This window comes from Rhizobium sp. 01T437 (genome assembly GCF_056398505.1).
In genome coordinates, this window is the sequence record NZ_JBFTPM010000006.1 from 207,547 (window position 1) to 225,615 (window position 18,069).

Genomic DNA, 18,069 nt, shown 5'->3' on the forward strand with positions numbered 1-18,069 from the left:
CGCCCAGAAGGGCGCCCCTGACAGCCGGTATTTGAATTTACATCTTCGGCAGCAGCACTTCGTCGACGACGTGGATGACGCCGTTCGACTGTTTGACGTCGGCGATGGTGACGTGGGCGACACCGCCATTTTCATCCGTCAGCGTGATCTTGCCCATGCTTTCCTTTGCCTTGAGCACGCAGCCGCCGACCGTTTTGATGTCGTGCTCGCCGCCGTCGTCCTTGATCATCTTGGCGACGGTCTTCGACATGGCATCTGCGGCAACGACATGGCAGGTCAGAACCTTGACAAGCTTGCCTTTGTTTTCTGGCTTCAGCAACGTATCGACAGTGCCTTTCGGCAGGGCAGCGAAGGCTTCATTGGTCGGCGCGAAGACAGTGAAAGGCCCCTTGCCTTCCAGCGTGCTGACGAGGCCGGCTGCCTTCACGGCAGCAACCAGGGTGGTGTGATCCTTGGAATTGACGGCATTCTCGACGATGTTCTTGTTCGCATACATCGCGGCGCCGCCGACCATCGGGTTCTTTGCCTGAGCGGCGAAGGCGATAGCGGAAAAGGCGGCGGCGAGCGCTGCGGCACGCAATGCGGACTTGATCATGGTTTTCTCCTCTGCACCCGGTCGCAGCCGCCGGCTTTATGCCCTGCGCCGCCCGGATATCAGCAACTACGGAAGGCGCTGCAGAAGAGTTTCAGAAAATGATTTTATTTTACGGCCTGTGGATCGAACCACTGGCGATGACAGGCCCCGACGGCTGATGTGTGGGCGAACCGCCGAATGGCTCCAGGCTGACGGCCAGCGTCGTGCCATCGGAAATCTGGCTGCGCATATCGGTCGGGATCAGCAATGCACCGTTCATGCCCGGTTGGAAAACGCCGAGAGAACGGGGCGTCCCGCTACCCGGCACGAGCCAGAGCTCCAGAGATTTCTCCTCCGGGTTGCCGGCCGCAACCGGCACGATCTTCAATCGGCCGCTCTGGATATCGTAGGAGGCCGTCAGATTGACCTGATTGTTCTGTCCCGAGAGATCCGCCACCAGCGGCGGCGATGCCGGGGGCTGGGGCACGAGACCGGAGGCAAAGGCGATGACGCCCAAGGTGACCGCAAGCGAGGCAAATGTCAGCGAGCGCCAGAAACCGGCGGAATTCCAGAGGCCGTGCGAAAAGCGCGGCTCACTTTCTGCATTGGCGAAGAGGCGCGCCTCGATCTGCTTGAAGGTCTCGCTGCTTGGAGCAGCCGTGCCATATTCGTCGTTGAAGCTGGAGAGGTTGACCTCCCAGCGGCTGACGATGGCGGCAAACTGCCGGTCGCGGCGCATGCGCTCCTCGACGATCCTGCGATCCTGAAGAGAGAGGACGCCCAGCACATACTCGCCGGCGAGAACCTCATCCCGGGAGCGGTCTCCCTTGCTTTTGTCGGGCGATGTCATCGTTCCATGCACTCTCTCAGTTTCAGCAGGCTGCGTCTTAGCCATGTCCTCACCGTGTTCAGCGGGACACCAAACTGATCGGCCAGTTCCTGATAGCTTAGCCCTTCGACATAAGCCCGTTTCACCGCGACCGCACGATCAGCTTCCAACTCTTCCATGCAGGTGTCAATCCGCCTTCCTTCATCCTTAATCACGACTTGCGCTTCAGGATCGGGACCGGCATCGGCAAGATCGAGCGCTTTGTCGATTTCGTCGGCTACCGGCTTGCGCGCCCGCAACGCATCGATCGACTGATTGCGGGCAATTGCCGCAAGCCAGGCGACCGATGTCGAGGAGCCAGCAGTAAAGGCACCGGCGCGCTGCCATATCTTGATGTAGACCTCCTGCAGCACCTCTTCCGCCTCGTTCCTGCTTCCAAGAATACGAAGGCAGATCGCCAGAAGTTTCGGACTGGTCTGGTTATAGAGTGCGGCGAAGGCCTTGCGGTCGCCGAGCGCTACGCGGCTGATTAAATCTGCAAAATCCCCAGTCATGTCGCCCTCGAATGAACGATTTCCGATTCGATAGTTTCAATATGAGCTGGCAGGTTCCCAGGTCGGCCTTAGATACGAAAAACTATTGCGTGCCGGATTATTCCATCTGTCAAAAACTTGAGATAAAAGGCCGCGATCAATTCCGCGGGGTCCCCCATGAACGAGTCCGAAAGCGAAATCCAGGCGCGTCTTCTCGCGCAGGCGCTGCCCTTCATGCAGCGCTACGAAAACAAGACGATCGTCGTGAAGTACGGTGGCCATGCCATGGGCAATCCCGAGCTCGGCAAGGCCTTCGCCAGCGATATCGCACTTTTGAAGCAATCCGGCGTCAACCCGATCGTCGTGCATGGCGGCGGTCCGCAGATCGGCGCGATGCTCACGAAGATGGGTATCGAATCCAAATTCGAAGGCGGCCTGCGCGTTACCGACCAGAAGACGGTCGAGATCGTCGAAATGGTGCTTGCCGGCTCGATCAACAAGGAAATCGTCGCGCTGATCAACCAGACCGGCGAATGGGCGATCGGCCTCTGCGGCAAGGACGGCAACATGGTCTTCGCCGAAAAGGCCCGCAAGACCGTCAAGGATCCCGATTCCAACATCGAGCGTGTGCTCGATCTCGGCTTCGTCGGCGAAGTCGTCGAAGTCGACCGTACGCTGCTCGACCTTCTTGCCCGCTCCGAGATGATCCCAGTCATCGCTCCCGTTGCTCCCGGCCGCGACGGCGCGACCTACAACATCAACGCCGACACTTTCGCGGGCGCCATCGCCGGTGCGCTGAACGCCACCCGCCTGCTGTTCCTGACGGATGTGCCCGGTGTGCTCGACAAGCAGGGCAAGCTCATCAAGGAGCTTTCCGTCGCCGAAGCGCATGCGCTGATTGCCGACGGCACGATTTCCGGCGGCATGATCCCGAAGGTTGAGACCTGCATCGACGCCATCAAGGCGGGCGTGCAGGGCGTCGTCATCCTGAACGGCAAGACGGCCCATTCCGTGCTGCTCGAAATCTTCACCGAGCACGGCGTCGGCACGCTGATCGTTCCCTGATCGAAAAAGGCGCCCTTCCGGGCGCCTTTTCTTATGCTTCGGCAAAGCTCGTCGAGAGCGTCAGATCTTCCCAGGCATCGATTTCAGCGCTCAGGTTCTTCAGCTTGTCGCGGACGAGCGCCAGCGCATCGGCGCCGAGCAAGAGATGCACGGGTGGGTTTTCAGCCTCGACCAGCGCCAGCACGGCGGCAGCCGCTTTGCGAGGATCGCCTGCCTGTTTGCCGCTCTTTTCCTCGCGGGCCCTGCGGATGGGATCGAAGAGCGAATCATAGTCGGCGATGCTCCTGTCGGTGCGGATCATCGATCGTCCAGCCCAGTCGGTGCGGAATGAGCCGGGAGCGACCGCCGTGACTGCGATGCCGAACGCCTTCACTTCCTTCGCCAAAACCTCGCTGATGCCTTCGAGCGCAAATTTGCTGCCGCAATAATAAGCGATGCCCGGCATGGTGATGAACCCGCCCATCGATGTGATGTTGATGATGTGGCCCGCCCGTCGCTGGCGCATGAACGGCAGAACGGCCTTCATCATTCCGACAGCGCCGAAGACATTGGCCTCGAATTGCCGACGCATTTCCTCGATCGGCGATTCCTCCAATGTCCCCTCGTGCCCGTAGCCGGCATTGTTGATGAGAACGTCCACCGGACCGATTGTTCTCTCGATACCAGCAACGGCCGGTTCGATTGCTTCGATATCGGTAACGTCTAGGCGGACCGCCGTTGCACGACCCGGTGCCAAGCTCTCGAACAGAGCTGCGGCTTCCTCATTCCTCACTGTCCCCACCGCGCGATGCCCCTTCTCCAATGCGGCCTGCGCAAAGGCACGGCCAAAGCCCGAGCTGACACCGGTAATGAGAAACTGCTTTTCGATCGAACTCATCGTGAACTCCTGTCCTGATGCAGCCGCGACATACAAACGGCTCGCCCCGTCATGTGGCGGCGCAGGAGAGGTAGTTCCAATATATTGCACAAGTGAATGCGATACTTTAAAAGTATCGCATGGAGCTTCGTCATCTTCGCTATTTCATCGCTGTCGCAGAAGAACTCAATTTCACGCGCGCCGCACGAAAGATCGGCATCGGCCAGCCGCCACTCAGCAATCAGATACGCGATCTTGAAAACGAGATTGGCGCGCCCCTTTTCCGCCGCCTGTCGAACGGTGCGGAACTGACGGAGGCAGGCAAGGCTTTCCTGCCGGAGGCCCAGGCGATTTTGCTTCAGGCGGAACAGGCCAAACAATCCGCCCTCCGGGCGGCGCGCGGCCAGAGCGGGCGGCTGCGGATTGGCTTCACCAGCTCTGCGGTGTTCAATCCGGTCGTGCCCGCCATCGTGAACGCCTTTCGCGAGAAATATGCAGCCGTCGAGTTCAGCCTGGAGGAAGCGCCTACCACGCAACTGCTGGAGCGGCTCGATGGGGAAGAGCTAGACGCTGTCTTTATCCGCCCGGGTAGTGGTGATGAGCTGCAGGTCCGATGTCAGCTGCTGGCCGAAGACCCCATGGTCATCGTGCTTCCAGAAAGGCACCCGCTGTCAGAGGCACGGACATTGCGCCTCGACGCGCTGGCCGGAGAGAGGTTCGTTCTCTTTCCACGCGAGGCGGGTGCCGGCTTCTTCGACGATATCATGGCCGCATGCCGGCGAGCGGGATTTGAACCGCAGCTCGGCCAGTCGGCGCCGCAGATCACCTCGATCGCCAGCCTGATCGCAGTCGGTCTCGGCGTCTCGATCGTGCCGGCGGAAATGGCAAAGATCAATGTTCCCGGCGTTCGCTACATTGCAATTGCGGGCGAAGCACCCGCAGCACGGTTGGCGCTCGCCACCCGACGTGACGAGCGCTCTTCCATCATTCGTAACTTCATAGCTCAGGCCATCGCCACGCAGAAAAGCTTCGCCAACAATAATCAGATCGCCGAATAGATCGCGGTCGCGGCTTCCTTCAGCTTTTCCATCATGGCCCGATACGGTCCGGGACCATAGCTGATGCGCGAAACACCGAGCCTTGCGAGGGCTGCCGGATCGGGTGCACCCGCCTTCATCATGATATTGACCGGCAGCGTGGATGCAGCGCAGACTTTTTCGATTAAGGCCGGTTCAATCAGGCCCGGTACGAAGAAGCCGCTGGCGCCTGCTGCTGCATAAGCCTTGCCGCGCTCGATCGCTGCATCGACCAACCCTGCATGCCTGGAGCCGTCACCTTCCTGGAGGAAGAGATCGGTGCGGGCGTTGATAAAGAAATCGATGCCCCGTGCCTTGGCCATTTCCCTGATCGCGCGGATGCGTGCTGCCTGCGCTTCGATGGGATGAAGACCAGTCTCGCCGACGCGCTGGTCCTCGAAGTTGATCCCAACGGCGCCGGCCTCGATGAGCTTTGCAACATTGGCCGCGGCACCGGCGGGTTCCGTGGAATAGCCGCCTTCGAAATCGACCGAGAGCGGCAGGTCGTTGACGGCCGTGATCGAGCGCGCGGTCTCGATAAGCACATCCATCGGCAGCTTCTGGCCGTCGCCATAACCATTGGCGGCCGCGACGGACCAGCTTCCGGTCGCAAGTGCCTTCGCACCGGCCTCCGTTACAGCCTTGGCCGTTCCAGCATCCCAAATGTTGTAGAGAATAACGGGATTGCCCTTGCGATGCAGCGTGCCGAAAAGCTCGGCCTTCTCAATCTGGTTCATGCTGTCCTCTCCATCTTATGCGCATTGATCTTTTCCTCGTGCCGCAGCAGCCATTGCTTGCGCCAGAGCCCGCCGCCGTAACCCGTCAGTGAGCCGTCCGCACCGAGGATGCGATGGCAGGGCACGATGATGGCGAGCTGATTGGCACCGTTGGCGCGGCCGACGGCACGCACCACCTCCGGCCTTTCCATCTCTCTTGCGAGATCGCCATAAGCGCGCGTCTGGCCGACGGGAATTTCGATGAGCTTTGCCCAGACATGCTTTTCGAAGGGTGTGCCGCCAAGCGCCAGCGGCGTCTTGAACATGGTTAGCCGCCCTTCGAAATAGTCCCTGGTCTCCGCCTCGATCTGGTCGATAACAGGCGTGCGGCCGATCGCGACCGAGGAACGGACACGCTTCTGCAGGGCTTCGAGTTCGGTCGGCAAAGCCTTGCGGTCGTGAAATTCGAGGAGATGCAGATGCGTCTTGTCGGCGACTGCTATCATCGGTCCGAGCGGTGTATCGAACCAGTCGGCAAAGAGCAGTTCGCGGTTTTGCGAAAGCGCCGGCGCCTTGCCGACTAGCCGCTGGAAAGCCGCTCGGAAACCGCTTCCCGATTCATACCCCGCCTCGAATTGCACGTCGATGACGCGGGCGCCATCGGCAAGCTGCCGGGCCGCCTCGCCCAACCGCCGATAGCGGACGATTTCGTGGAAGGTCATGCCAAGCCCCCGCTTGAAGGCGCGGCGCACAGTCGAGGGATCATAGCCCCTGCGCACCAGCTCTTCCTCTGTCCAGCGCACCTCTGGATCGCTGTCGAGCCGGGTCAGCAGCTCGTCAACGATCGGCTCCCTGCCCGGCTGCTCCAGCGGCTTGCAGCGCTGGCACGGGCGGAAACCCGAATACATGCAGGCGGCGATCGTGTCGAAGAAGATGGTGTTTTCCCGCTTCGGCTTGCGCGCCGGGCAGGTCAGACGGCAGAAGATGCCTGTCGTCTTCACGCAGACATAGGCCTGGCCCTCGTAATCGGCGCTGCGCGCGATCAGGGTATCATAGAGCGTGTCATCATCGGGGCGTTCGAAAAGCATGTCCGCTTTCTAGCACTCCGCGCCTGTGTCGTCCGCCGAAAATCGGGCGTCTATTTTATTCCGCAGCGTCGAGGCTCTTCACATGCCGCAGCGGGCGAAGCATGGATTCCTCCTCCGCATCCTGTGGTGCTCCCCAGAAGCTCTCAAGCGTCGGACCATCCTTGAGATGGCGGCGGCGGAAGAGGAATTCGAGGATCTCGTGGAACCAGACGCGGCGGCCCATCTGCGTGTACCAGCGCATGGAATGACGCTGTTGCGGATCGCGATGAAAGAGGATGCGCAGCAGCGCCTTCGGCCGCGCCTGGACCGCGACCTCGATCAGCTTGACGCAGGCGACCAGCACGATCGGATTCAGATGCCGCATCTTCAGGACCTGATGCTTGTAGTCCCATTTGCGGATATCGGTCTCGATCACCTGCCGCTCGCGAGCGATGCGGAAGAAGGGCGTCCAGCGATGCGGTGTCACATAGAGCGCCTGGATCTGGTCGGGATCATAGGAGAGCAACTGCCGGAAGCCGCGCCAGAGATCGCTCAGCCTCTCCTCTTCGAAACCGACGACCCAGGTCGCCATGGAAAGGATGTCGTGCTTGCGCAGAAGGCGGATCGCTTCTCGGTCGGTCGTCTTGGCGCCGCCCTTCTTGATCAGGGCAAGCGTCGCCTCATCGGTGTTTTCCATGCCGAGCAGCCAGCGCACGACACCAGCCTTTCGGTAGAGGTGGAGGATGTCGGCATCGCGGACGATATCATCCGCTCGTGTCGAGCCGACGATCTGCACCGGTACGTTCTCGGCGATCATCGCTTCGAGGAAGGCCAGCCAGGCTTTTCGCGAGGATGTCGGGTTCTCGTCGGCGAGATTGATGAGCTCGACGCCCTCTTCGCGATAGAGCCTGGCAATCTCGCGGGCGAAAAGCTCCGGCGAGCGGTGACGCCAGCGGGTCCAGAAACCACGCTGGCCGCAATAATTGCAGAGATGCGGGCAGCCGCGGGAAAACTGCATGACGACGGCACGCTTGCCGCCCCAGTAGCTATAGTTGCGATGGTCGATCAGTTCCCAGCCGACACGATAGGCATCGAGATCGGCGATCGCCTGTGTCGGCTGCGTTGCCAGGATTTCGCCATGGCCATCGCGAAAGGCGATTCCGGGGATGGTCGCGAGCGGGCGATTCGTCACCAGCGCATCGGCTAGGCGTCGCATGGTTTCCTCGCCCTCGCCGCGCACGAGGATATCGAATGCCTCAGTCTCGGCCAGCACCTCCCGCCAGTGATAGGTGGGGAACACGCCGCCGTAGATGATGGAGATTTTTGGATCGCTGCGCTTGATAGCTTCTGCGATCACGCGGGCAGTCGGATGCGCCGACGTCGAGCCGGAATGGCCGATCAGCACCAGATCGGGACTGTCAGCCATCACTCGGCTGACAATGTCTGCAACCGTCATCGGCCCGAATTCTGCATCGATGAGGCTGACGGCGTGACCATCGTCGATCAGCGGACCTCCAACCGAAAGAAGGCCGAGCGGTGGAAGATGATCATCGGGAATACGGCTGCCGATTGCGGTATGCGGCGGGTTTATCAGAACGATCTTCATGCGACTTCACCCTTGCGGGTCCCCCTGTCTGACGCAGGCAGAGGTCACCAGTGATCAATGGCGAAAGTCAGTCAAAATCTCTCTAAAGTTGTGAAAATCTGGCGGCATTTTTGGGAGAGCCTTGGCAGGCTGGGCCTGCGAGCAAAAGCCTTTGGTTTCCCGCCGCGACCGTGCCATAAGGGCGGCTATGACAAAGATCGACCGCACGCCTACCAAAAACGATTTCGAGCATGTGACCGAATGGGTCTTCGACCTCGACAACACGCTCTATCCGCATCATGTCAATCTCTTTGCGCAGATCGACAAGAACATGACGGCCTATGTCTCGGCGCTTCTGCAAATGGAGCAGGAAGAGGCCCGCAAGCTGCAGAAGCAGTACTACTACGATCACGGCACGACGTTGCAGGGCCTGATGATCCATCACGGGGTCGATCCCAACGACTTCCTCGAAAAGGCGCATGCGATCGATTATTCAGCGCTCACCCCGCAGCCGGAGCTTGCCGAAGCCATCAAATCCCTGCCGGGCCGCAAGTTCATCTTCACCAATGGCAGCGTCCAGCATGCGCAGGCGACGGCCGGCGCGCTCGGTATCCTCGACCATTTCGACGACATCTTCGATATCGTTGCGGCCGACTACCTGCCGAAGCCGGCACAGGCGACCTATGACAAGTTCACGGCGCTGAAGAAGGTCGAGACGGGCAGGGCTGCGATGTTCGAGGACCTGCCGCGCAATCTCACCGTACCGAAAGCGCTCGGCATGCAGACCGTTCTGCTCGTGCCGCGCAATCTGGAAGAGACTGTCGTCGAATGGTGGGAGAGAACGAGCGGCGAGGACGACCACATCGATTTCGTTACCGACGATCTCGCTGATTTCCTGAAGAAGATTACGACCTAACTTACCAAAGTTTCATCCATCTTACAGATGTTTAATTGGGCTGTGGCAGGGTTCGGTCCTACCTTTCGTATCGAGGGACATCCTACGAAAGGACGCACTGACATGTACCGCAACAAGCTTATCCTGACGGCGCTTTCCTCTGTTCTTCTTCTCGGCGCAGCCGCCGGGGCCAGCTTCGCAGCACCAGGCGATCAGGCTGATCATCCAGGCCACCATGGAAAAATGGAGCATGGCATGATGGATGGTCCGCGTGGCGCGGCCTTCCGCGAAATCCTCTTCGTGCGCATGCTGAAACAGTTCGACACGAACAAGGATGGGCAGATTACCAAGCAGGAGGCGACCGATGGCATGGAGAAGATCTTCGCCGCCATCGACACCAACCATGACGGCTCGCTGACGCCAGGCGAAATCCGCGCGTACCGCGAAGCACAGTTCAAGGCGCGTCGTGAAGCGGTATCGGCCAAGCAGGGCGATGCGGATCAGAATGCGGCGCCGCAGGCAGGCGACGACAAGGACCATGGCCGTCACGGCCACGACGGTCACCATTGGATGCATGGCAATGCCCGCTTCATGGCAATCACCATGATGATGGGCCGCATCGACACTGACCAGAACGGCCAGATCAGCAAGCAGGAAGCGGAAACCGCCTTCAACAAATTCTTCGATCGCATGGACCGCAACAAGGACGGCGTGATCTCGATCGACGATATGCCGGACCAGCCCTTCCTTTGAAGGGAATAACAAAGCGTTCCCTGGATATCGCGAGGGGTTTGCCCCTCACCCGAAGCCCTCTTCCCGTCCACGGGAGGAGGGTTTTTCGTTTGTACCGGGCGTAAAGCCGCTGACCAGTTTGGCTTGAACTGCTCTATTCGCGGTGTTCGTAAAAGTCCTGCACGATCTTCCAGGCCTCATCGGCAGTATCGACGAAGCTGATCAGGTTTACGTCCTCAGGCGCGATCGTTCCGAATTCGGCGAGCGCATCGAAATTGATAATGCTGTGCCAGAATTTCGAGCCGAAGAGCAACAGCGGGATGCGCTCCATGCGGCCGGTCTGGATCAGCGTCAGGCATTCGAAGAATTCGTCCAGCGTGCCGAAGCCGCCGGGGAAGACTGCGACCGCCTTGGCGCGGACCATGAAATGCATCTTGCGGATCGCGAAATAGTGGAAGTTGAAGCTGAGCTCGGGCGTCACATAGGCATTCGGCGCCTGCTCGTGCGGCAGCACGATGTTGAGGCCGATCGAAGGGGCTCCCTCATCCGCCGCACCACGGTTTCCCGCTTCCATGACGCCCGGGCCACCGCCGGTGACGACGACATATTCGTGGAAATCGAAACCGGCTGCATAACGCGAGCAGAGGCGGGCGAATTTGCGAGCTTCGTCATAATAGACCGATGCGGCTTCGAGGTTTGCACGCTGGGTCTCGTTGCGGGCTGCCCAGGCGCTCTGGCCGGGGGCCGGAATGCGGGCGCCGCCGAACATGACGACGGTCGATTTGATGCCGCGCTCGGCCATCATCATCTCGACCTTCAGAAGTTCGAGCTGCAGGCGGATCGGTCGCAGCTCCTCGCGGCAGAGGAAATCCTCATCCACATAGGCAAGGCGATAGGCCGGCGAGAGCGTCTGCGGCGTCTTCGGAACCGCTTCCGCGCGCTGCCTGTCGCTCGAACTGCTCTTCAACGGATCCCAGACGCCGTCCTTGCGCCGTCCGCCGCCGTTTCTTGCTTTTGCCATATCGAAATGCCTTTCAGTATCACCGGTCACAAGTGATCGGATATGTCGCTATAACGCCTTGAATCCAGATATGATCTTGTCCGAAAAATCATTCCATTTTACGGGCGCATGCTGTAGATCGGGTTACAGCCCGCCAACCGCAATTCCGGAGACTCCGCTGTCTCCACGATAAAGATCGAAGTTTAAGGAATTCCCATGAGCGCCATCGACCTCGCATCCCTCGAAAAGACCGTCGAAACTGCCTTCGACAATCGCGACAATGTGAACACGTCGACGAAGGGCGAGGTCCGCGATGCGGTCGAGGCGGCTCTCAACCTGCTCGACGAGGGCAAGGCACGTGTGGCCGAGCGCGGCGCCGACGGCGTCTGGAAGGTCAATCAGTGGCTTAAGAAGGCGGTGCTGCTGTCTTTCCGCCTTAATGACATGGAAGTCGTCAAGGGCGGTCCCGGTCAGGCGACCTGGTGGGACAAGGTGCCCTCGAAGTTCGAAGGCTGGGGCGAGAACCAGTTCCGCGCCGCCGGCTTCCGCGCCGTGCCGAATGCGGTCGTGCGCCGCTCAGCCTATATCGCTCCGAACGCCATCCTGATGCCGTCCTTCGTCAACCTCGGCGCCTATGTCGGCGAAGGCACGATGGTCGACACCTGGGCCACCGTCGGTTCCTGCGCACAAATCGGCAAGCATGTGCATCTCTCCGGCGGCGTCGGCATCGGCGGCGTTCTGGAGCCCATGCAGGCCGGTCCGACGATCATCGAGGACAATTGTTTCATCGGTGCGCGTTCGGAAGTCGTCGAAGGCTGCATCGTGCGTGAAGGCTCGGTGCTCGGCATGGGCGTCTTCATCGGCAAGTCGACCAAGATCGTCGACCGTGCTACCGGTGAGATCAGCTATGGCGAAGTACCGCCCTATTCGGTCGTCGTTGCGGGCTCGCTGCCATCAGACAAGACGATGGCAAACGGCCAGCAGGCGCCTAACCTCTATTGCGCCGTGATCGTCAAGCGCGTCGACGAGAAGACCCGTTCCAAGACGGGCATCAACGAACTGCTCCGAGATTGATGACAGCCCGATATTGATTCGGTAAACAATCGGCGTCTTTTGGGCGAGGCGGTCTCACGCCTTGCCACGCCTTTGCCATTCCCACCGGATAATTCGACCGCCATGACCGCCACGAATCCTGTTGCCAATCTTCAGACCCTGATCCGCTGCCCGTCCGTGACGCCGGCAGAAGGCGGCGCGCTTTCCGCGCTGGAAGCGATGCTTGCTCCGCTCGGTTTCAAGGTCGACCGAATGATCGCGAGGGAAGATGGCACGCCTGATGTCGAGAACCTCTATGCCCGCCTAGGCACCGAGGGACCGCATCTGATGTTTGCAGGACATACCGATGTGGTACCCGTCGGTGACGAAGCCGCCTGGACGCATCCGCCCTTTGCCGCCGAGATTGCCAATGGCGAGCTTTTCGGCCGTGGCGCAGTCGACATGAAGGGTGGCATTGCCTGCTTTGCCGCAGCCGTTGCCCGGCATGTCGAAAAACATGGAGCGCCCAAGGGCTCGATTTCCTTCCTGATCACCGGCGACGAGGAAGGCCCGTCGATCAACGGGACGATCAAGCTGTTGCAGTGGGCGACTGAGCGCGGCGAGACGTGGGATGCCTGCGTCGTCGGCGAGCCAACCAATCCGAACAAGCTCGGCGACATGATCAAGATCGGCCGGCGCGGTTCGCTGTCCGGCAAGATCGTCGTGCACGGCGTACAGGGGCATGCGGCCTATCCGCATCTTGCCGACAATCCGGTGCGCGGCATGCTGCAACTCACCCAGGCGCTCATGGATCCGCCCTTCGACGCCGGCACGGACAATTTCCAGCCGTCCAACCTCGAAGTGACGACCATCGATGTCGGCAATCCGGCGACGAACGTCATTCCGGCCAGGGCTTCGGCGAGCTTCAACATTCGCTTCAACGATACCTGGACGGCCGATACACTCCGAGCCGAGATTGTCCGGCGCCTTGATGCAGCTGCCACTGACGGCACATTGCGGCCGGGCCGCGAGCCGGTGAAATACGAGATCATCTGGGCCGACCGCCCGAGCCATGTTTTTCTGACCCGCAACAATGCGCTGATCGCCTCGCTGTCGTCGGCGGTCGAGAGCGTCACCGGCGCATCGCCGGCGCTGTCGACCACGGGCGGCACCTCGGACGCGCGTTTCATCAAGGATTATTGCCCGGTCGTGGAATTCGGCCTTGTCGGCCAGACCATGCACATGGTCGACGAACGGGTCGCCGTTGCGGATATGGAGACGCTGACGGCGATCTACGAGACTTTCATCGAACGTTGGTTTCAAAATGCCGGGGTTTGAGAATGCCCGGCTTTAGAGAGGTTCAATATTATCTCGCCGGCATCTGGCTGCTGATCAAGCTCGATCCGCGCGGTTTCCGCTTCCTCGACATATCGGATCGCGGCGTCAACCGATCCTTCTGGGCAATCATCTGGTGCTTGCCGCCTACAGGCATTTCCTGGCTCTGGTGGCGCAACGCCTATCTGCGCTCCATGCCGCCGGAGACGGACGTCGGACTTCCCTTCTACTTCCGGCTTGGGCTCGTGGAGCTTGCGAACTGGTTCGTGCCGCTGGTCTTTGCCGGCCTGTTGCTGCTTGCCGTCCGTATGGGTGAGCGCTTCGCGCCCGTCGTCGTCAGTGTCAACTGGCTTAACGTGCCGCTCGCCTATGTTAACGGGCTGCTGCTGGCGCTGGTCTTCTTCCTGCCCGGCTTGGTCGGCCTCGTGTCGATGCTGCTTCTCATCTTCATGCTGGCACAGGTCTTCGTGCTGGCGCGCATCCTCAGGATGATCTGCCATGGTCATGCCCTTATGGTCGGCGCCCTGACGCTGGTACTCCTGGTGCCATCGATGGTGCTGTCGGAATATCTGCAGAACTTCCTCGGCATCTATCCGGCTTGATCTGCGTGGATTGACGACTTCGCCATCGCGTCGGCGGCGTCTTCAGATATTCGATGACTTCGGAGGTCTTCGCCGGACTAGCGGATCACGGCCAGCGTTTTGCGCGACGTGCCGCAGGCCGGACTACGATAGATCGTTACCATCATCGTTTTCATCCACCGGTTTGCGGCGATCAGTGATCACCTCGGGATAATCCACCTGCATGAAATAGAGCCCATCCGGTGGGGCCACAGGGCCGCAGGCCTTGCGATCACGCGCCTCAAGTGCCGCCCGCACATCCTCAGGCGTCCACTTGCCCTCGCCTGCAAGCTTCAGAGTTCCCGCAAAGGAACGGATCTGATTGTGCAGGAAACTCTGGGCGGTGGCACGGATCTCGATCAGTTCACCATTACGGGTCACATCCAGCCGGTCGAGCGTGCGCACGGGGCTGTTTGCCTGGCAGTGAGCCGAACGGAAAGTCGAGAAATCATGCTTGCCGACGAGCGTCTGGGCTGCGGCATGCATGACTTCATGATCGAGCGTCTTCGGTACCCACCATGCCTTGCCCGCCTCCAGCGCCAGCGGAGCGCGACGGCTGATGATGCGGTAGAGATAATGCCGGCGGAGCGCGGAGAAGCGCGCGTCGAAGAATTCGCTCGCGACCTCGACATCGAGGATCGCGACCTTTTCGCCGGCAAGTCTTAGATGTGCGTTCAACGCGTTCTGCAGCTTGTAGGGCGACCAGTCCTTCGAAAGACCGGCATGGATGACCTGCCCCATGGCGTGGACGCCGGAATCGGTGCGGCCCGCGCCGCGGACGGACACGGTATCGCCGCTTGCCGAGAAGATCGCCTTTTCGATCGCGCCCTGCACCGAAGGTCCGTTGTCCTGTCGCTGCCATCCGACATAGGGGCCGCCGTCATATTCGACGATCATGCGGTATCGCGGCATCAGACGAGCCTCGTGCCCGCAGCAAGCGGTGTGCCGCGCAGGAAATCGGCAGCGGCGAGCGGTTTGCCGCCGGCCTTCTGAAGCTTCGTGAGGCGGACGGCGCCCGCCCCGCAGGCAACCACGAGATCATCGGTCAGAAGTGCGCCGGCTGCGCCCTCACCCGCCGCAAGTTCGGAGCCGAGCACCTTGATGCGCTCCGCCTTGCCATTGCTCTCGAGCTCGAACCAGGCGCCCGGGAAAGGTGCGAGGCCGCGGATATGATTGTGAACGTCTTTGGCGTCGCGGCTGAAATCGATACGCGTTTCCGCCTTGTCGATCTTGGCGGCATAGAGCACGCCTTCGGCTGGCTGCGGGGTCAGCGGCAGATCGTCCGTCTCCAACTTGACCATGGCCTCGGCCATCGCCTTCGCGCCTGTCTGCATCAGGCGGTCGTGCAGTTCGCCAGCCGTCATGTTCGGGCCGATCTCGACTTCACGAGTCAGCGCGACATCGCCGGTATCGAGGCCCTTGTCCATCTTCATGACCATCATGCCGGTCTTCTCGTCGCCGGCCATGATCGCCCGCTGGATGGGAGCAGCACCACGCCAGCGCGGCAGCAGCGAGGCATGGCCATTATAGCAGCCGTAACGCGTGCCGGTCAGGATAGCCTCGGGCAGCAGCAGGCCATAGGCAACGACGACGCCGACATCGGCACCGAGCGCACGGAAGCGCTCACGCTCTTCAGGATCCTTAAAGTTGACCGGCGTGAAGACCGGGAGGCCGAGCATCTCGGCCGCCTGGTGCACCGGCGATTTCTGGAGATCGAGCCCGCGCCGTCCGCCCGGCCGCGGCGGCTGGGTATAGACGGCCACGATCTGATGGCCGGCTTCGACGAGCAGGCGCAGCGTCGGGACGGAAAAGTCGGGCGTTCCCATGAAAACGATACGAAGAGACATTCTATCTCGCCAATTGAGGATCAACCGTCTTCAAACGGGTTTACGGGCTCACAATCAAGCCCACTCGCAAGCCCGCTCGAAATCTTTCGTACACGCCGCTGAGGGCTCGCTCAGAGTACCTTGGACTTGGCAGCCTTGGTGAACTTCTTGATGACCATTTCACGCTTCAGCCGCGAGATATGATCGATGAAGAGCACGCCATTCAGGTGGTCGATCTCGTGCTGGAGGCAGGTCGCCAGGAGACCGTCGGCCTCTACGCTCTGTTCCTTGCCTTCGCGATCCAGATATTTGACGGTAACCTTCGCGGGACGTTCGACTTCCGCATAGTAGTCGGGAATGGAAAGGCAGCCTTCCTCATAGACGGAACGGTCATCCGAGGAGCTGACGATCTCCGGATTGATGAAGACGAGCGGCTGCTTTTCCTCGCCTTCCTTCGAAAGATCGATGACCAGCATGCGGCGTGGAACACCGACCTGGATTGCGGCAAGGCCGATGCCCGGTGCGTCATACATGGTTTCCAGCATATCGTCCGTAAGGCGCTGGAGATCGGCATCGACCCGCTCGATCGGCTTGGAAACCTGACGGAGAACGGGATCGGGAAGAATGATGAGTGGCTTGATGGTCATGGCGTTCCCATAACCCATCTTTTCAAACTAGGGAATTATCCGCCGGGCAGGGATTGCGGTTTTTTGCAGCGCCTGCCCGGATTTTGCCTGGATTATTCAGGCCGCGCGGCGGGCGGTACCGGCAACCTGCCGACCTTCAGCACGAGCGCGGAAACGCTGCAACAGTTCGATGAGGTTCTCGACCCCATCCTTCAGCCTGCGGGTTTCGGCAGACGTACGCTCGACCATGCCGGAATTCTGCTGGGTGATCGTGTCCATGTTGCGGATCGCCACGCTCACCTCGTTGACGCCGGTCGCCTGATCGCGAGCGGCAGCCGCAATATCGGCGACGAAGCTATTGATGATGTCGATACGGCTGATCATGTCGCTCAGCGCCTCACCGGTGCTGCTGACGATGCTGACGCCCTCGTTCACCTGTGTCGAGCTTTCGGAGATCAGATTCTTGATCGCCTTGGCGGCATCGGCGGTGCGCTGGGCAAGCTGACGGACTTCCTGTGCGACGACCGCAAAGCCCTTACCGGCATCACCGGCACGCGCAGCTTCGACGCCGGCATTCAGTGCCAGCAGGTTGGTCTGGAAGGCGATCTCATCGATGACGCCGATGATCTTGGCAATCTCGGTGGAGGACTTCTCGATACCCGCCATGGCCGAAACGGCGCTGGTGACGAGTTCGCCGGAATTCTTGGCTTTCTCCTGCGTTTCGCGCACGGCACCGGACGCCTTTTCGGCGTTGGCGGCGGTCTGGCTGACGCTGACGGAGAGCTGCTGCAGCGCAGCCGAGCTTTCTTCGACGCCGGCTGCCTGCTGCGCGGTGCGCAAGGCGAGATCGTCTGTCGCCTTGGACATCACATCGGCACCTTCGAGAATGTGGCCGGACGTGGTGCGGACAGACGTGAAAGATTCGCGAAGAGCGTTGACGGCCCTGTTATAGTCTTCGGCCATTTGGCGAAAATTGCCGGGCAGATCGGCAGGAAGGGTCGCTTCCAGATCGCCGCGCGACAGTGCTTCAAGGCCGCGGCGCAGATGTTCCAGTGCCAGCGCCTGATCAGCTTCTGAGCGGGCGCGTTCTTCTTCCAGCGTGTGGCGCTTTTCCTCGAGCGCTTCCAGATAGACGGAGATGGAATAATCCATGTCGAGCATCGCCGCCTTGATGACGGCGGTCAGCTTTTCGGCAAGCGCCTTTCCCTGCTGGCGGGCAAAGAGCGATGGCCACTGCTTTTCCATGAGGCCACGGACGAGCTCCGACATGACAAGCGCATAGCCGCCGATATACCAGCGCGGCTCCAGGCCGATGCGGGCATGGGTGCGGCCGACGGCAGTAACGCCATTCACATAGCTTTCATCGAAATTGCCGCCCGAAAGATTGCCCCAATGTTCCTGCTGGCGCTTCTTGGCGTGGCCCATATGGGCCTTGTTGGAGAAGAAGCCTGCGACCGCCGGGGTCTTTGCGAGCTTGCTGTAGAACTTGTCGAGTGCGCCGCCGAGAAGCTCCGAGATCGCCGGCCGCATCTCCCGCAGGTTCTTGCGCGCCTCATCGTCAAGCTCAATGAAGTCGAGGCGCTGCCTGAGGGCATTGTCGGTCTGGTGGGAAGTCATGGGGGATCTCTATCTGGCGCGAATGCGGAGGGAAATTGCAGCGCCAGATTTGGCGAATATGGTTTAGCAATCGTTAAGTGCGCGG

19 protein-coding genes are annotated in these 18,069 nt (G+C 60.6%); 7 read left to right on the forward strand and 12 right to left on the reverse strand.

Annotated features, from left to right (window positions below):
* Positions 1-37: 37 nt before the first annotated feature.
* From AC1DM5_RS14045 to AC1DM5_RS14055, 3 genes are all read right to left on the reverse strand, one after another.
* On the reverse strand, positions 38-595 hold the full coding sequence (locus AC1DM5_RS14045) for a fasciclin domain-containing protein (protein ID WP_477819058.1): 558 nt from the start codon (positions 593-595) through the stop codon (positions 38-40).
* A 109-nt stretch (positions 596-704) separates the two neighbouring features.
* Positions 705-1,424: an anti-sigma factor gene (locus AC1DM5_RS14050; RefSeq protein ID WP_477819059.1), complete on the reverse strand. Its 720-nt coding sequence runs from the start codon at positions 1,422-1,424 to the stop codon at positions 705-707.
* A complete protein-coding gene (locus tag AC1DM5_RS14055) occupies positions 1,421-1,957 on the reverse strand; it encodes a sigma-70 family RNA polymerase sigma factor (protein WP_477819060.1) in 537 nt (178 codons plus the stop codon). Before AC1DM5_RS14055 ends, AC1DM5_RS14050 begins: the two co-directional genes overlap by 4 nt.
* A 156-nt stretch (positions 1,958-2,113) precedes the next feature.
* Here AC1DM5_RS14055 and argB point away from each other — a divergent pair, with 156 nt between their 5' ends.
* Positions 2,114-3,001 carry an acetylglutamate kinase gene (gene argB, locus AC1DM5_RS14060; protein WP_037100983.1) on the forward strand — a complete coding sequence of 296 codons (888 nt, stop codon included), beginning with the start codon at positions 2,114-2,116 and terminating at the stop codon, positions 2,999-3,001.
* Between the two features lie 31 nt (positions 3,002-3,032).
* Here argB and AC1DM5_RS14065 read toward each other — a convergent pair whose 3' ends face one another.
* Entirely contained in the window at positions 3,033-3,878 is an 846-nt protein-coding gene (locus tag AC1DM5_RS14065) for an oxidoreductase (protein ID WP_477819061.1), read from the reverse strand.
* Positions 3,879-3,997: 119 nt separating this feature from the next.
* Between AC1DM5_RS14065 and AC1DM5_RS14070 the strand changes: the two genes are divergently transcribed.
* Positions 3,998-4,915, forward strand: coding sequence for a LysR family transcriptional regulator (locus tag AC1DM5_RS14070; RefSeq protein ID WP_477819062.1), 918 nt, complete (start codon positions 3,998-4,000; stop codon positions 4,913-4,915).
* Here the strand turns inward: AC1DM5_RS14070 and AC1DM5_RS14075 are convergent.
* From AC1DM5_RS14075 to bchE, 3 genes are read right to left on the reverse strand one after another with little or no spacing between them, the layout of a single operon-like run.
* On the reverse strand, positions 4,900-5,670 hold the full coding sequence (locus AC1DM5_RS14075; RefSeq protein ID WP_477819063.1) for an isocitrate lyase/PEP mutase family protein: 771 nt from the start codon (positions 5,668-5,670) through the stop codon (positions 4,900-4,902). The two genes, AC1DM5_RS14070 and AC1DM5_RS14075, sit on opposite strands and share 16 nt — an antisense overlap.
* Positions 5,667-6,737 carry a bifunctional transcriptional activator/DNA repair enzyme AdaA gene (locus tag AC1DM5_RS14080; protein WP_477819064.1) on the reverse strand — a complete coding sequence of 357 codons (1,071 nt, stop codon included), beginning with the start codon at positions 6,735-6,737 and terminating at the stop codon, positions 5,667-5,669. Before AC1DM5_RS14080 ends, AC1DM5_RS14075 begins: the two co-directional genes overlap by 4 nt.
* Before the next feature lie 55 nt (positions 6,738-6,792).
* On the reverse strand, positions 6,793-8,322 hold the full coding sequence (gene bchE / locus AC1DM5_RS14085) for a magnesium-protoporphyrin IX monomethyl ester anaerobic oxidative cyclase (protein WP_477819065.1): 1,530 nt from the start codon (positions 8,320-8,322) through the stop codon (positions 6,793-6,795).
* A 187-nt stretch (positions 8,323-8,509) separates the two neighbouring features.
* On the opposite strand from bchE, the gene AC1DM5_RS14090 reads away from it, so the two are divergent.
* Positions 8,510-9,217 (forward strand): pyrimidine 5'-nucleotidase, encoded by a 708-nt coding sequence (locus tag AC1DM5_RS14090; RefSeq protein ID WP_477819066.1) that lies wholly within the window; start codon positions 8,510-8,512, stop codon positions 9,215-9,217.
* A gap of 102 nt (positions 9,218-9,319) precedes the next feature.
* Positions 9,320-9,949 carry a calcium-binding protein gene (locus AC1DM5_RS14095; RefSeq protein WP_477819067.1) on the forward strand — a complete coding sequence of 210 codons (630 nt, stop codon included), beginning with the start codon at positions 9,320-9,322 and terminating at the stop codon, positions 9,947-9,949.
* 133 nt (positions 9,950-10,082) lie between these two features.
* On the opposite strand, the gene AC1DM5_RS14100 is transcribed toward AC1DM5_RS14095, so the two are convergent.
* Positions 10,083-10,949, reverse strand: a complete 867-nt coding sequence (locus AC1DM5_RS14100) for an LOG family protein (protein ID WP_113182119.1) — start codon at positions 10,947-10,949, stop codon at positions 10,083-10,085.
* A 195-nt stretch (positions 10,950-11,144) separates the two neighbouring features.
* Between AC1DM5_RS14100 and dapD the strand changes: the two genes are divergently transcribed.
* From dapD to AC1DM5_RS14115, 3 genes are all read left to right on the forward strand, one after another.
* A complete protein-coding gene (dapD, locus tag AC1DM5_RS14105; RefSeq protein WP_477975144.1) occupies positions 11,145-12,002 on the forward strand; it encodes a 2,3,4,5-tetrahydropyridine-2,6-dicarboxylate N-succinyltransferase in 858 nt (285 codons plus the stop codon).
* Positions 12,003-12,104: 102 nt separating this feature from the next.
* Positions 12,105-13,298 carry a succinyl-diaminopimelate desuccinylase gene (gene dapE, locus AC1DM5_RS14110; protein WP_477819069.1) on the forward strand — a complete coding sequence of 398 codons (1,194 nt, stop codon included), beginning with the start codon at positions 12,105-12,107 and terminating at the stop codon, positions 13,296-13,298.
* A 2-nt stretch (positions 13,299-13,300) separates the two neighbouring features.
* Positions 13,301-13,897, forward strand: coding sequence for a hypothetical protein (locus AC1DM5_RS14115; RefSeq protein WP_477819070.1), 597 nt, complete (start codon positions 13,301-13,303; stop codon positions 13,895-13,897).
* A 123-nt stretch (positions 13,898-14,020) separates the two neighbouring features.
* On the opposite strand, the gene truA is transcribed toward AC1DM5_RS14115, so the two are convergent.
* From truA to AC1DM5_RS14135, 4 genes are all read right to left on the reverse strand, one after another.
* Positions 14,021-14,827: a tRNA pseudouridine(38-40) synthase TruA gene (gene truA, locus AC1DM5_RS14120; RefSeq protein ID WP_477819071.1), complete on the reverse strand. Its 807-nt coding sequence runs from the start codon at positions 14,825-14,827 to the stop codon at positions 14,021-14,023.
* Positions 14,827-15,762: a methionyl-tRNA formyltransferase gene (gene fmt, locus AC1DM5_RS14125; RefSeq protein ID WP_477975146.1), complete on the reverse strand. Its 936-nt coding sequence runs from the start codon at positions 15,760-15,762 to the stop codon at positions 14,827-14,829. The genes truA and fmt overlap by 1 nt, the downstream gene beginning before the upstream one ends.
* Before the next feature lie 110 nt (positions 15,763-15,872).
* Complete coding sequence (gene def, locus AC1DM5_RS14130) at positions 15,873-16,388, reverse strand: peptide deformylase (RefSeq protein WP_007814989.1); 516 nt, start codon at positions 16,386-16,388, stop codon at positions 15,873-15,875.
* A gap of 96 nt (positions 16,389-16,484) precedes the next feature.
* The gene (locus AC1DM5_RS14135; protein WP_477975148.1) at positions 16,485-17,984 is read right to left on the reverse strand and encodes a methyl-accepting chemotaxis protein; all 1,500 of its coding nucleotides are present in this window, start codon (positions 17,982-17,984) and stop codon (positions 16,485-16,487) included.
* Positions 17,985-18,069: the final 85 nt, after the last annotated feature.